This window comes from Sporacetigenium sp. TC11, from assembly GCF_058146105.1.
Genome location: NZ_JBYVNY010000001.1, coordinates 561091 through 575450, shown reverse-complemented (window position 1 = coordinate 575450; position 14360 = coordinate 561091). Strand labels below are relative to the sequence as shown.

General features: G+C 30.3%; 11 protein-coding genes. All 11 read left to right on the top strand.

Features of this window, described 5'->3' with window-relative positions; all coding sequences use genetic code 11:
* Positions 1–66 precede the first annotated feature (66 nt).
* The 11 genes from ACUSRV_RS02665 (at position 67) to nifJ (ending at position 14337) form a co-directional block, all read left to right on the top strand.
* Positions 67–567 carry a hypothetical protein gene (locus ACUSRV_RS02665; protein WP_490140366.1) on the top strand — a complete coding sequence of 167 codons (501 nt, stop codon included), beginning with the start codon at positions 67–69 and terminating at the stop codon, positions 565–567.
* A 32-nt stretch (positions 568–599) separates the two neighbouring features.
* Positions 600–2387: a GAF domain-containing SpoIIE family protein phosphatase gene (locus ACUSRV_RS02660; protein ID WP_490140365.1), complete on the top strand. Its 1788-nt coding sequence runs from the start codon at positions 600–602 to the stop codon at positions 2385–2387.
* 9 nt (positions 2388–2396) lie between these two features.
* Positions 2397–2984 carry a flavodoxin family protein gene (locus ACUSRV_RS02655; protein ID WP_490140364.1) on the top strand — a complete coding sequence of 196 codons (588 nt, stop codon included), beginning with the start codon at positions 2397–2399 and terminating at the stop codon, positions 2982–2984.
* A 119-nt stretch (positions 2985–3103) separates the two neighbouring features.
* On the top strand, positions 3104–4273 hold the full coding sequence (aroC, locus tag ACUSRV_RS02650) for a chorismate synthase (RefSeq protein ID WP_490140363.1): 1170 nt from the start codon (positions 3104–3106) through the stop codon (positions 4271–4273).
* Entirely contained in the window at positions 4261–5295 is a 1035-nt protein-coding gene (gene aroB / locus ACUSRV_RS02645) for a 3-dehydroquinate synthase (protein ID WP_490140362.1), read from the top strand. Before aroC ends, aroB begins: the two co-directional genes overlap by 13 nt.
* Positions 5288–6535 (top strand): 3-phosphoshikimate 1-carboxyvinyltransferase, encoded by a 1248-nt coding sequence (gene aroA, locus ACUSRV_RS02640; protein WP_490140361.1) that lies wholly within the window; start codon positions 5288–5290, stop codon positions 6533–6535. Before aroB ends, aroA begins: the two co-directional genes overlap by 8 nt.
* A gap of 58 nt (positions 6536–6593) precedes the next feature.
* The gene (pduL, locus tag ACUSRV_RS02635) at positions 6594–7163 is read left to right on the top strand and encodes a phosphate propanoyltransferase (RefSeq protein WP_490140360.1); all 570 of its coding nucleotides are present in this window, start codon (positions 6594–6596) and stop codon (positions 7161–7163) included.
* Positions 7164–7294: 131 nt separating this feature from the next.
* A complete protein-coding gene (gene deoC / locus ACUSRV_RS02630) occupies positions 7295–7969 on the top strand; it encodes a deoxyribose-phosphate aldolase (RefSeq protein WP_490140359.1) in 675 nt (224 codons plus the stop codon).
* A gap of 104 nt (positions 7970–8073) precedes the next feature.
* The gene (locus ACUSRV_RS02625; protein ID WP_490140358.1) at positions 8074–10020 is read left to right on the top strand and encodes a S8 family peptidase; all 1947 of its coding nucleotides are present in this window, start codon (positions 8074–8076) and stop codon (positions 10018–10020) included.
* 92 nt (positions 10021–10112) lie between these two features.
* Entirely contained in the window at positions 10113–10373 is a 261-nt protein-coding gene (locus ACUSRV_RS02620; protein WP_490140357.1) for a hypothetical protein, read from the top strand.
* A 415-nt stretch (positions 10374–10788) separates the two neighbouring features.
* Entirely contained in the window at positions 10789–14337 is a 3549-nt protein-coding gene (gene nifJ / locus ACUSRV_RS02615) for a pyruvate:ferredoxin (flavodoxin) oxidoreductase (protein ID WP_490140356.1), read from the top strand.
* The last annotated feature ends 23 nt before the right edge of the window (positions 14338–14360 follow it).

Below are 14360 nucleotides of genomic sequence, written 5' to 3'. Positions count from 1 at the left end.
AGTATAAAAAATATTATAATTGTAAAAATATAAATAAGTAAAATATTCCAAACTGGAGGGAAAATTATGATTAATGGTTTAGTAAAGCTTTTTTATTCAGAAATAGTAAAATCTAGAATAAAGGATTTAACAAAAAAGGAATATGAAATAAAGAAACAGCCAATTCAGGAAGTATCAGCTAAGGTAGATAATATTTTAGGTAAGGCCTTAAAATACTTTGCTACTGTAGTAGGTATACTTATAGCATTTAATTTAAATATATTTTTTGGATTAGGAGCTATGGCAATACTTATGCTATACACATATTACAAGGTATTTTTAGAAGATCAATTCAAAGAAAATATCAAAGATAATATAAAGGAAAACATGGGGAATATAAAAAGCAATATAGAAGGAACTAGTCAAAAAATAGTTACAGACAATATAAAACCAAAGTTAAATGCTTTGATGATAATACTTTTAATAGGATTGTTTACTAATTTTAACATAGTTTGTATACTATCTTTCCTAATAGTTTTTGTATTTACTATAAAAGATTTATATAGTAATATTAAAAATATACAATAGACATAATTCGTTCTAAATACTGGGGGAGTTTTATGAAAAACAACACTAAGAAAGAAAAAGCTATGTATAATTTAGTAGAAATATCAAAACTTGTAACAGAATCTACGGACTTTTTTGTAATAAAAGATAAAATAATAGACAAAATGCTTCAAGTTGTACATCCAACTAAGGCATGTGTAAATTTATTTTATAAAAATAGCTTTAAATATGCATATCTAGTTTGTTCTTCTACCCTAAATTATATACCGACATTATTTTCTGATGATAGCCCAAGGGGTGTAAAAATAGATTTTAGCACTTATCCAAAATATATCCAAGAAGCAGTATGTGAACAAAAAATAGTTTGGGTAAAAGATATATTTGAAGATGAAAGAGCTATAGATGAAAGAGCTATGGCTAGCGAAGAAGGATATAACAGTAGAATAGTATTTCCTCTTATAGCTAACGATAGGGTAGTTGGTTTTTTAACTTGCTTTTTAAACAAAGACGAAACTTTGAGTGATGATGATATAGCCTTTATTTCTTCTGTTACATCTTTAATAAGTTTATCTATAGAAATAACTAAGAAAAATAGCGACATAGACGTTTTGGTAAATAAATTGAGAGGTGCTCTAAACTCTATAAATGAAGCTACCAAAAAACTTTATACAGATGAAAGTATACAAAGCTTCTTAGATCATTTAAGTAGACAAGCTTGTCATATAACAAAAAGTAAGGCTGCTTTAGTAGTTATAGACGATGAAGAAAGCAAAAAACAGCTATTTAGTCATTATATACCTGAAGATGAAGACCAAAATACTAATATATATGGAGCCCTTGGGTTAATAAAAGAAAATGATATAACATCTAAGTACTATGATAAGGGAGATTTAAGTAAAGAAATAGAAGACCAAAATGTAGGTACCCTTATATATCACAAGCTTCACTTAAGTGAAAATCATGTTGGATATATAGCTGCAGCAAATAGTGAAAAATACACTATAGACGATCTTAAGGTACTTAGTATATTTGCAAAACAAGTTTCTGTTGGTATGCAGCTGTATAAATATAATATAGCAAAAATGGAACATGAACTTGTTGAAAATGAATTAAAGGTTTTATCTGAACAGCAAAGACTTATGATGAATGAAAGTAATATTAAGTTTGTAAACAACAAAGAAATATCATTTTATCACAAGCCTTCTAAGTTAATAGGAGGGGATTTCTGTCATGTACTAAAGGTAAATGAAGATAAAAGAATTCTTCTTTTAGTAGATGTAATGGGACATGGTATAGTTTCAAACTACTTTGTAGCAATGTTAAAGGGAACCTTTAAGACCTTAGCACTTTCTAACAAAAGCTCATCAGAAATAGTATCTTCTATGAATGAGATATTGTATGAAGAATTTGATAAAATGGGAGTTTTTGCAACTGCTAGAGTTGATGTAATAGACGTATCTCAAAATTCTATATGTAGTTCTAATGCAGGCCATCATCTACCTATAGGGATACGTGTATTAGAAAATGGTGAAGTTATATCAAATGAAATAGAAATAGATAAAGGCTTACCGCTTGGAGTTATTGACAAAATGGCATATAGTGAAGGTTGTTATTGTCTAGAAGATTATAACCTTATATGTATGTTTACTGATGGTGTTTTGGAAGTTAAAAATAAAGATAAAGAAGAATACGGTATAGATAGACTTAAGAAATTTTTAGAATGTAATTATAAATTAAATACATCAGAAATATTTGAAAAACTAGAACAAGAACTAATTGATTTTTCTAATGAAGAACATTATGAAGACGATATATTATTAGTTTTCTTAAAAAATATATAGGGGGATTTTATGATAGTAGTTGTAAATGCAAGTCCTAGAAAAAAGAAAAATTGTGTAGACATAATAAATGATATAACTAATAAATTGGAGGAAAATAGTATTGATTATGTTGTTCACAACATATACGATATGAATATAGATTACTGTAATGCATGTGGATTTTGTGAAAAGACAGGGCATTGCCGTATAAAGGATGATATGACTCCTATATATGAACAATTTGACAAATCCAATGGAACAATTGTTGTATCTCCTGTTTACTTTGATTCAATACCGGCAAAACTAAAGACTGTAGTAGATAGAACTCAAGCTTTTTTTGCAAGTAAGTATATATTAAAAAAACCGTCTATAAATAGAAGTAAAAAAAGAGTTGGTATGTACATAGCTGTAGGTGGAAGTAGCCCTTATGAAAGTCAATTTAAGGGTGGCCAAATAATTATGGACTTTTTCTTCAAAAGCGTTAACTCAAAGCTAAAGTATACTTATAATATAAATAGCTCTGATGAAATGTCATATAAAGATAACGATGAACATGTTGAAAATATAGATAAATTAATAAATTCTTATATAAATGAAATAAAAGAGCTTGCTAAGTAGCTAGCTCTTTTTTTATCAAAGGAAATTTTAATTTCCAACTTATAAACTTGAGCAACGGGCCATGTTTCTAGGCCGTTGGCGACATGAGTGAAACGAATTTTTTTCTTAAGGAGGAAGTTATGCTTAGGTATTTAACTAGTGGAGAATCACATGGAAAATGTCTTGTTGCAATATTAGAAGGTATGCCAGCTAATTTACATATAAATATAGAGACTGTAAATAATGAGCTTAAAAAGCGTCAAACGGGATATGGTAGAGGCGGAAGAATGGCAATAGAAAAAGACAATGTAGATATATTAAGTGGTATGAGAGGAAGTACTACAATTGGAAGCCCTATTGCTATTATGATAAAAAACAATGACTATGAAAATTGGGCAAATTATATGAACCCTATAACTGATATCGACAAAGAAACTAAAAAAGTTACAAAGGCAAGACCTGGTCATGCCGATTTAACTGGAAGTCTAAAGTATGATTTTGATGATATTAGAAACGTACTTGAAAGATCTAGTGCTAGGGAAACTGCAGTAAGAGTTGGTGTTGGAGCTATTTGTAAGCAACTTTTAAAGACTTTTGACATAGAATTTACTTCTCATGTTATTCAAATAGGAAGTTCAAAACTAGAAAATGTGTATGATTTTGATTTTATAAAAGAACATGTGGATAATAGCGAAGTTAGATGTATAGTAAAAGATATTGAAAGCAATATGATAAATGAAATAAAAAATGCAAAGGTTGATAAAGACACCATGGGTGGAATATTTGAAATAAGAATAAAAAATGTACCTCCAGGTCTTGGTTCATACGTTCATTTTGATAAAAAAATAGATGCAGAACTAAGTAGACATCTTATGAGTATACAAGCCATAAAAGGTGTTGAAATAGGTTTAGGATTTGAAGTTGCGAATCATAGAGGATCCAAAATTCAAGATCAAATATACTACAATGAAGAAAAAGGTATATATAGAAGTTCTAACAATTTAGGTGGTATAGAAGGTGGAATGAGTAGCGGAGATGAAATAATAATAAGATGTGCTATGAAACCTATACCTACTTTATATACTCCACTGGATTCAATAGATATAGAGACTTTGGAAGGATATAAGGCAAGTATTGAGCGCTCAGATGTATGTGCAGTTCCTGCAGCTAGTGTAGTTGGAGAAAATGTGGCGGCATTTGTCATAGCTAAGTTTTTCTTAGATAAGTTTGGCAGTGACAATATAAATGATATAAAGTCTAACTATCACTCTTATATGGAAAGGTTGGAGAGAAGAGGATGGAGAAAATAAACAAAGTAATAATAGAAAGTAGTTATGATAAATTTTATTTACCTAAAGAGTATGACTCTATTTTAATAATAACTGACGATAATGTATATAAAAAGCAATTAGAATATTTTATAAAAGTATTTAAACATAAGATTATTTACGAATATATAATATCTAGTGGTGAGGACTCTAAAAATTTAGGAACTTATGAAGAAATAATAAGATACTGCATACAAAACAATTTATCTAGAAAGTCTTTAGTTTTGGCATTTGGGGGTGGAGTTGTAGGTGATTTAGCTGGATTTGTAGCATCTACATATATGAGAGGTGTAGATTTAATACAAGTTCCAACAACATTACTTTCCCAAGTAGACAGCTCTATAGGTGGTAAAACAGGAGTAAATATAGGTGTTTATAAAAATATAGTTGGAAGTTTTTATCAGCCAGAACTTGTATATATAAATGTAAATGCACTCAAAACTCTACACAAAGATGAATTCATAGGTGGACTAGCTGAGGTTATAAAATATGCTTTAGTATATGACTATGAGTTTTTAGATTATTTAATAGAAAATAGTGATGATATTTTAAATTTAAATGAAAATAAGTTACTTTATATTATAAGTAAATGTGTAAACATAAAGTTAGATATTGTAAGAAAAGATGAAAAAGAAAATGATTTGAGAAGAATCTTAAATCTTGGACATACTTTTGGCCATGGTATAGAAAAGCTAGGAAGATTAAGCCATGGATTTGCTGTAAGTATAGGTACTGTTATGGCATTTAAGTTCTCGCTAAAAAGAGGATATATAAACAATGATTATTATGAGAAGTTAATGGAAGTATATAATTTATACAATTTGCCAACGACTTTTTATGATATAGATTCTAAAGACATACTAAATGTTATGAAAAATGATAAGAAAAATAGCTTTGGAAAGTTCAATTTAGTTATTCCAATAGATTATGGTAAGGTAAGAGTTGTAGATGATGGTACTGAAGATGAAATATATGAAGTTATTGAGGAGATAAAAAATGCTTAGGGGAAGTTTTGAATTAATAGGAGATAAGTCTATATCCCATAGAGCTATAATGTTTTCAGCAATAAGTAATGGAAAAAATAGAATAACCAATTTTTTAAATGGGCAAGATTGTATAAGTACGGTTAATTGTTTTAGAAAAATGGGTGTAGATATAGAATTAAATAAAAAAGAAGTTATAGTAAATGGAGTTGGACTTAAAGGTCTTAAAAAGCCAAGTGGGCTTTTAGATGTTGGAAACTCAGGTACTACAATAAGGCTTATTATGGGAATACTTGCTGGTCAAAACTTTGAAGCTACTTTATTTGGAGATGAATCTATAGCTAAAAGGCCTATGAAAAGAGTTACCGATCCACTAAAGCTTATGGGATGTAATATAACTGGTGATTATACACCAATAACAATAAATGGTGGAAATATTAATTATATAAATTACAATATGCCTATTGCATCTGCACAGGTTAAATCAGCTTTAATATTAGCTTCATTATATGGAGAAAACACTAGCACTATAGTTGAAAAAGTTAAAAGCAGGGATCATACTGAAATAATGCTTAAGTCATTTGGAGCAGATATTAATGTAAATGATTTAACTATAAATGTAAATCCAGTAGAAAATATTTATCCTAGAGAAATATACGTTCCTGGTGATATATCTTCTGCAGCATTTTTCTTAGTTGGAGGAAGTATTGTACCAAATTCTGAAATACTTATAAAGAATGTAGGCTTAAATCCTACTAGAACTGGGATACTAGATGTACTGAAATCTATGAATGGTAATTTTGAAATAGTAGATACTAAAAAAGTATGTGGCGAGTTAATAGGAAATATAATAGTTAGGTATTCTAATAATCTCTGTGGAATCACTATATCTGGAGATTTAATTCCTAGACTTATAGATGAAATACCAGTAATAGCTGTACTTGCCACTCAATGTGAAGGAACTACAATTATAAAAGATGCAAAGGAACTAAAGGTAAAAGAAAGTAATAGAATAAAAGCTACAGTTGATAATTTGAAAAAAATGGGAGCAGATATAGAAGAATTAGAAGATGGAATGATAATTAAGGGAAAGACTAAGTTAAAAGGAGCATACATTGAAAGCTTCAAGGATCATAGAATAGCCATGGCAATGAGTATTGCATCTTTAATAGCTAGCGGAAATACAAATATAGATGATAGTGAATGTATTAACATATCTTTTCCAAATTTCTATAATTTACTAAATGGGTTAATTATTTGATTTTGATAGGAATATTATGTATAATGATTATGAAAATTAAACATAGGAGGAATTACATATGAAATTACCAATAGCTTTATCTAACAAACACGTTCATCTTAGTCAAGAAGACATAAATGTATTATTTGGAGAAGGATATGAATTAAAAAAATTAAAAGATCTTGCACAACCAGGTCAATATGCTTGTGAAGAAAAAATTGATGTGGTAGGACCAAAAGGAACTTTAAAAGGTGTTAGAGTTTTAGGACCTGCTAGACCAAGCAGCCAAGTTGAAATATCATTAGCTGATGGATTTGTTTTAGGTGTAAAAGCACCAATAAGAGATTCAGGTGATATAGCAGGAACTCCAGGTGCTAAATTAGTTGGACCAGCTGGTGAAGTTGAAATGAAAGACGGTATTATAGTAGCTGCTAGACATATCCATATGCATACTTCTGATGCTGAAAAATTTGGTGTTAAAGATAAGCAAAGAGTTAAGGTTAGAACTTTTGGAGAAAGAGCATTAGTATTTGAAAATGTTTTAGTAAGAGCTCACGAAAGTTTTGCTTTAGAAATGCACGTTGATATAGAAGAAGGAAACGGTGCAGGTGTTAAAAACGGAGAAATGGTTGAATTAATAGCTGAATAATATATTGATAAAGTGCAAAAAGTATGTGTATAATACACATGCTTTTTTTGAGCAACGGACCCGATTTTTGGGTCGTTGGCGACATGAGCAAAGCGAATTTTTGTTTAAATAGTAAATAAGGAGATGAATATATGGACGTAAATATAGCAAAAATGATAGATCACACTATACTTAAGGCTTTTGCAACTGAAGAAGATGTAAAGGTTATATGTAGAGAAGCAAAAGAATATGGATTCTTTTCTGTATGTATAAATCCAGGATACATAGAACTAGCAAAAGAAGAATTAGAAGGTAGCGATGTAAAGGTTTGTACTGTTATAGGTTTCCCTTTAGGTGCTAATACAACTGATACTAAGGCATTTGAAACTAAAGATGCTATATCTAAAGGTGCTCATGAAGTTGATATGGTTATAAATATAAGTGCTCTTAAAGATAAAAAATACGATTATGTACAAAATGATATAAAAGCTGTTGTAGATGCAGCAGACAAGAAAGCACTTGTTAAGGTTATAATAGAAACTTGTTATTTAACTGATGAAGAAAAGAAAATAGCTTGTGAGCTTGCAAAAAAAGCAGGAGCAGATTATGTTAAGACTTCTACTGGATTTGGAACAGGTGGATCTACCCCAGAAGATATTAAATTGATGAGAGATACTGTAGGGCCTGAAATTGGAGTTAAGGCATCTGGAGGAGTTAGAAATATGGAAGATGCTATAGCTGTTATAAATGCGGGCGCTACTAGAATAGGTGCTAGTGCATCTATTGCAATAGTTCAAGGAAGAAGTGGAAGTAGTGGAGGATACTAATATTTAAGGTTGGCATGAATTTATTGCCAACTTTTTTATTTTCAATATAAATAAAATAAGTATATAATATTACTGTATTTATATTTATTCTAGGGGGATTTTATGTGTTAAAAAAGAAGTTACTATCAATAAGTATTATTTCTTGTATTCTTATTCAATCACTTGGGTATAATTCCCTGGCTTTAGAAAATGATTATAGTGACGAAGAAAAGATTATTATAAGTGTAGAAGATGAGAGCACTAGAAGTTTAAATAAAAGAATAAAAGAAATATTAAAAGAGGATAATATTTTAGCTGATGAAATTAAGGTTAATACTGTAAAAAATAAAAATATTTCTATACCAGATACATATGTTATAACTTTAGACTCTAATAAATCAGTAAATAAAGTAATAGAAAGCTTATCTCAAAATAAAGATTTCGAATATGTACAAAAATCTCATGTTTTTAAAGCAATTGGTAATAGCAATTATAATAGTGAGTTAATACAAAACTATAGCAATGAAGTTGTAAATAATTTTACAGAAGATACATTTTACAGACAAAGTACAATTGCTGTATTAGATACAGGAATAAATTATAATTTAAAGGATTTTGAAGGAAAAGTTCGTACAGATATTGATAAAGATTTTGTAAATAATGATGATGATGCTTTTGATGATCACTTTCATGGAACTCATGTTGCTGGAATAATATCTCAGGTATCTGATAATCACACTAGTATATTGCCTATTAAGGTATTAGATTCTCTAGGATTTGGAGAAGACAGTGATATAGCCTTGGGAATAAGATATGCAGTAGACAATGGAGCAAAGGTTATAAATTTAAGCTTAGGATCTTCAGTTATAGAACCTATACCAGTGATTGAAAAGGAGCTAGAATATGCTAATAAAAATGGAGTAACTGTAATTGCAGCGTCTGGTAATAGTTCTAGTAATGTTCTTTTTTATCCTGCCAATTCAAAATATGTTGTTTCAGTAGGAGCAACAGATAATAAAGATAATTTGGCTACATTTTCAAACTATGGCAAAGGATTAGACTTAGTTGCACCTGGAGTAGACATTGCAAGCGTTATTTCAAATGGAGATATAGCTTTATTATCAGGAACTTCAATGGCAGCTCCACATGTTTCTGCAGTAGCGGGTATTATGTACTCAGTTAAACCAGATATAACTTTAACCGAAGTTTACAATACATTAATAAGTACGACTAAGGACTTAGGAAGTATAGGCTATGATACAAGGTACGGATGGGGAAGATTAGATATTACGAAAGCTATAGATACTGTATCTAGTTTAGATAAATCAATAGTTAAACCTGAAAAGCCATTAGTATATGAGGTATCTGATAATAGCAATAAAATAATAGGTAAATCAAAAGCATGGTATTATGTAACTGCTAAGTTGGGAAATACAGAAATAGGATCATCACTTGTAAATAAATATGGAAGTTTTTCAATACCTATTAACTATCAAACACCGGGAACAATATTAAGTCTTGTAGCCACAAATGAAAAAGGAGAAATTAGTGATACAGTAAATATAACTGTAAAAGATAGAACTCCACCGGTAGTACCAACTATTAATACCGTTAATAATAAATCAACATTAATAAGCGGAAAATCAGAACAACATTCAACTGTATATATATATTTAGATGGAAAATACCTAGGAAGATCTATAACAGATGCAATGGGTGTATATAAGTATACAATAAAATATATAAAATCAGATATGGAGATAAAATTGTTGTCTGTAGATAAATCAGGAAATAAAAGTAAATATGCAATTACTAAAGTAAGAGATGTAATTCCACCTTTACAGCCTAGTGTATATACAGTAAAAGCCTATGATAAAACAGTAAAAGGAAGGGCAGAAGCATATTCAATATTAAGGGTTAGTATAGATAAAAAAATTTATTTATCAAATGCCGATAAAAATGGATACTTTACTGTAAATATACCTGGGCAAATAAGAAGTAAGAAAATTTACGTAAACGCAATAGATAAATCTGGTAATATTAGTGCAACAACTATAATTACAGTTAAATAACATTTGACTTTAATTTAATATAACCTTAAAATACTTTATAAGTGCGATATTTAAAGGATATTGGTGAAATTTATGATTTTGGGGGGATGATATTGAAAACTTGCATATTTACTATGCCTAGCTTTTCAAATTTTATAGGTATATGTGAACAATATAATTATGATAAGGATACTTGTATAGTGTCTATTTCTAGAGCTGATAAATCTATGTACTGTGTAAACGGTGTAAATATATACAAGATAAATAGAAGAGAATTAATAGATTTTATAAGGGAAAATGAGTTTGAAAAAATAAGATTAGACAAAAAGGGAATAGTTAATTATTTAATCAAGTCTATAAAAAATAGAAGATAACTCATGTAGAGCCAATAGGCTCTTTTTTATTGTTTTTTTATGTTTACATAAAATGGAATTAGATATATAATTTAATTATAACTTTAATATTTAAATATTTAAATATCAAAATGAGAATTAATTTAAAAAATTCAGATATCAAAATGAGAATTAATTCGAAAATTTGGTTTAAAAAGTATAAAATAGGGGAATATTAAAAGTTGGACATAGTTGGTTAAAAAAACCAAAATTTCGACAAATTAAAAAATTACAAAAATATATTTTAAAATTGAAGGAATTTTATATGAAATATAGAATTCTTATTTACAAAGATATTTTTATGCAAAAAATAAGTTTGTCATAAACCAACTAATAAATTATTAGTAAGAATATTACATATGTAATTCTTATTACAAAAAATAAGGAGGAGAAATAAATGGCTAAAATCATGAAGACAGTTGATGGAAATACGGCTGCTGCATACGTTGCTTATGCATTTACAGATGTAGCTCCTATATACCCAATAACTCCATCTACAAATATGGCAGAAGCTTTCGATGAGTGGTCTGCCCAGGGGAAGAAAAACGTATTTGGACAAAAAGTTAGCGTTGTGGAATTACAATCAGAAGCTGGTGCTGCTGGTGCAATGCACGGTTCATTACAAACTGGTGCTTTAACTTCTACATTTACTGCATCTCAAGGTTTATTATTAATGTTACCTAATATGTTCAAAATGGCTGGTGAATTATTACCAGGTGTATTCCACGTAAGTGCTCGTGCTATAGCAGCTCATGCCTTATCTATATTTGGTGACCACCAAGACGTTATGGCTGCAAGACAAACAGGATGTGCAATGCTTGCTTCTGGATCTGTACAAGAAGTTATGGATTTAGCAGGGGTAGCACATTTATCTGCTATAAAAGGTAGATTACCATTTATACATTTCTTCGATGGATTTAGAACTTCTCATGAAATACAAAAAATAGAAGCTATAGACTATTCTGATTTTGAAAGATTAATAGACAAAGAAGCTTTACAAGAATTTAGAAATAGATCTCTACATCCAGATCATCCTATGTTTAGAGGAACTGCTCAAAACCCAGATATATACTTCCAAGGAAGAGAAGCTTCAAATAAATTCTATGATAATATGGTTCCTATAGTTGAAGACTATATGAATGAAATAAACAAAATAACAGGAAGAGATTACAAGTTATTTAACTACTATGGTGCACCAGATGCTGAAAATATATTAGTTGCTATGGGTTCAGTAACAGACACTATAGAAGAAACAATAGATTACTTAAATGCTAAAGGAGAAAAATATGGACTTATAAAAATTCGTTTATTTAGACCATTCTCAACTAAGCATTTCTTAGATGCAATGCCTAAAACAGTTAAGAAAATATCTATATTAGATAGAACTAAAGAGCCAGGTTCAATAGGTGAGCCATTATACTTAGAAATAAAATCTATATTCTATAACAAAAAAAATGCTCCTCTTATAGTAGGTGGACGTTATGGATTAGGTTCAAAAGATACTACTCCAGCTCAAATAAAGGCTATATTTGATAACTTAAAATGTGATGCTCCAAAAGATAGATTTACTGTAGGTATAGTTGATGATGTAACTAATACATCATTAGAAGTAAAAGAAGAAATAAACACAGCTCCAGAAGGAACTATAAGATGTTTATTCTGGGGATTAGGTTCTGACGGTACTGTTGGAGCAAACAAACAAGCTATAAAAATAATAGGAGATAACACAGATATGTATGCTCAAGGATACTTTGCATACGACTCTAAAAAATCTGGTGGGGTAACTATGTCTCACTTAAGATTTGGTAAAACTCCTATAAAATCAACTTATTTAATAGATGAAGCTGATTATGTAGCATGTCACAACCCATCTTATGTAAACCAATACAATCCAGTAAATAGACTTAAAAAAGGTGGAGTATTTGTTCTTAACTGTTCATGGAGTGCTGATGAATTAGAAGAATACTTACCAGGTAGTATGAAAAAATACATAGCTGACAATAATGTTGAGTTTTATACTATAGATGCTACTAAAATAGCTAATGAAATAGGGCTTGGAAATAGAATAAACATGATAATGCAATCTGCATTCTTCAAGTTAGCTGAAGTTATACCTGTAGAAGATGCTGTTAAGTACTTAAAAGAATCTATAGTTAAGGCTTATGGCAAAAAAGGTGAAAAAATAGTTAGCATGAACTATGAAGCAGTTGAAAAAGGTGCAGATGCGTTAGTTAAAATAGATGTTCCATCTTCTTGGTCAAATCATAATGAGACACAAACAGAAGAAGCTGCTACAACTGTAGAAGAACCAGAATTCATAACAGAAATATTAAGACCTATGGCTTCACAAGAAGGTGATATATTACCTGTAAGTGCATTCAATGGAATAGAAGATGGTTCATTCCCAAGTGGTACAGCTGCATATGAAAAACGTGGTATAGCAGTTAATGTTCCAGAGTGGATACCAGAAAACTGTATTCAATGTAACCAATGTTCATATGTATGTCCTCATGCTGTAATAAGACCAATGCTTGCTACAGGAGATGAGTTAAAAGAAGCTCCAGAAAGCTATGTAACTAAAAAAGCTGTAGGTAAAGGATTAGATCAATATCAATATAGAATTCAAATAAGCCCTATGGACTGTACTGGTTGTGGAAACTGTGCTGATATATGTCCAGCTAAAGAAAAAGCATTAGTTATGAAGGGAATTGATACTCAAACAATTGAGCAAATACCAAACTGGGAATTTGCTATGACTAATGTATCTCCAAAAGAACATGCAGCTTCTCCAATGAACGTTAAAAATAGCCAATTCAAACAACCTCTTTATGAGTTCTCAGGAGCTTGTGCTGGTTGTGGAGAAACTCCATATATAAAAGTTGTAACTCAACTATATGGAGATAGAATGATGATAGCTAATGCTACAGGATGTTCTTCTATATGGGGTGCATCAGCTCCATCAACTGCATATACTGTAAACCATGAAGGTAAAGGTCCTACTTGGGCAAACTCATTATTCGAAGACAATGCTGAGTTTGGATACGGTATGGCATTAGCTACTAATCAAATGAGAAGTAAAATAGCTGATATAATGCATGAATTAGTAAGCTTAGATATAAAAGAAAACTACAAAGAAATATTAAACAACTGGTTAACTAATATGGAAGATGGCGAAGGCTCTAAAGTTGCAAGTAATGAAGTTAAGAATATTCTTGCTAACCTTGATGTACAAGATACTAGAGCTAAAGAATTATTTGCCGAGATTGCTGATAAGCAAGATTACCTAGTTAAGAGATCTATATGGCTTCTAGGCGGAGACGGTTGGGCTTATGATATAGGTTATGGTGGGCTTGATCACGTATTAGCTTCTGGTGAAAATGTAAACGTATTAGTATTTGATACAGAAGTTTACTCAAATACAGGTGGTCAATCTTCTAAAGCTACTCCAGCTGCTGCTATGGCTAAGTTTGCTGCTTCTGGTAAGAAGTCTAGAAAGAAAGACTTAGGTATGATGGCTATGTCTTACGGAAATGTATACGTAGCTCAAGTTGGTATGGGTGCTGATAAGAACCAATTTATGAAAGCTATAACTGAAGCTGAAAGCTATGATGGACCATCTTTAATAATAGCTTATGCTCCATGTATAAACCATGGTCTTAAAGAAGGTATGGGTCGTAGCCAAGCTAATATTCAACAAGCCGTTGCAAGTGGTTACTGGCATTTATACAGATACAATCCAACTCTTGCAGATCAAGGTAAAAATCCATTTACTTTAGATTCTAAAGAGGGAACAGCAAGCTTTAGAGATTTCTTAATGGGTCAAATAAGATACTCTGCTATTGCTAAGCAATATCCAGAAACTGCTGAAGAGTTATTTACTAAGGCAGAAGCTGATGCTAAGCATAGATACATGTCTTATAAGAGACTTGCTGAAGCTCAATTCTAATATATAAATTAAAGGATGCACAT

Coding starts and splice junctions, on each gene's coding strand:
- ACUSRV_RS02665 (WP_490140366.1), top strand. CDS start 67: ATGATTAATGGTTTAGTAAAGCTTTTTTATTCAGAAATAGTAAAATCT.
- ACUSRV_RS02660 (WP_490140365.1), top strand. CDS start 600: ATGAAAAACAACACTAAGAAAGAAAAAGCTATGTATAATTTAGTAGAA.
- ACUSRV_RS02655 (WP_490140364.1), top strand. CDS start 2,397: ATGATAGTAGTTGTAAATGCAAGTCCTAGAAAAAAGAAAAATTGTGTA.
- aroC (WP_490140363.1), top strand. CDS start 3,104: ATGCTTAGGTATTTAACTAGTGGAGAATCACATGGAAAATGTCTTGTT.
- aroB (WP_490140362.1), top strand. CDS start 4,261: ATGGAGAAAATAAACAAAGTAATAATAGAAAGTAGTTATGATAAATTT.
- aroA (WP_490140361.1), top strand. CDS start 5,288: ATGCTTAGGGGAAGTTTTGAATTAATAGGAGATAAGTCTATATCCCAT.
- pduL (WP_490140360.1), top strand. CDS start 6,594: ATGAAATTACCAATAGCTTTATCTAACAAACACGTTCATCTTAGTCAA.
- deoC (WP_490140359.1), top strand. CDS start 7,295: ATGGACGTAAATATAGCAAAAATGATAGATCACACTATACTTAAGGCT.
- nifJ (WP_490140356.1), top strand. CDS start 10,789: ATGGCTAAAATCATGAAGACAGTTGATGGAAATACGGCTGCTGCATAC.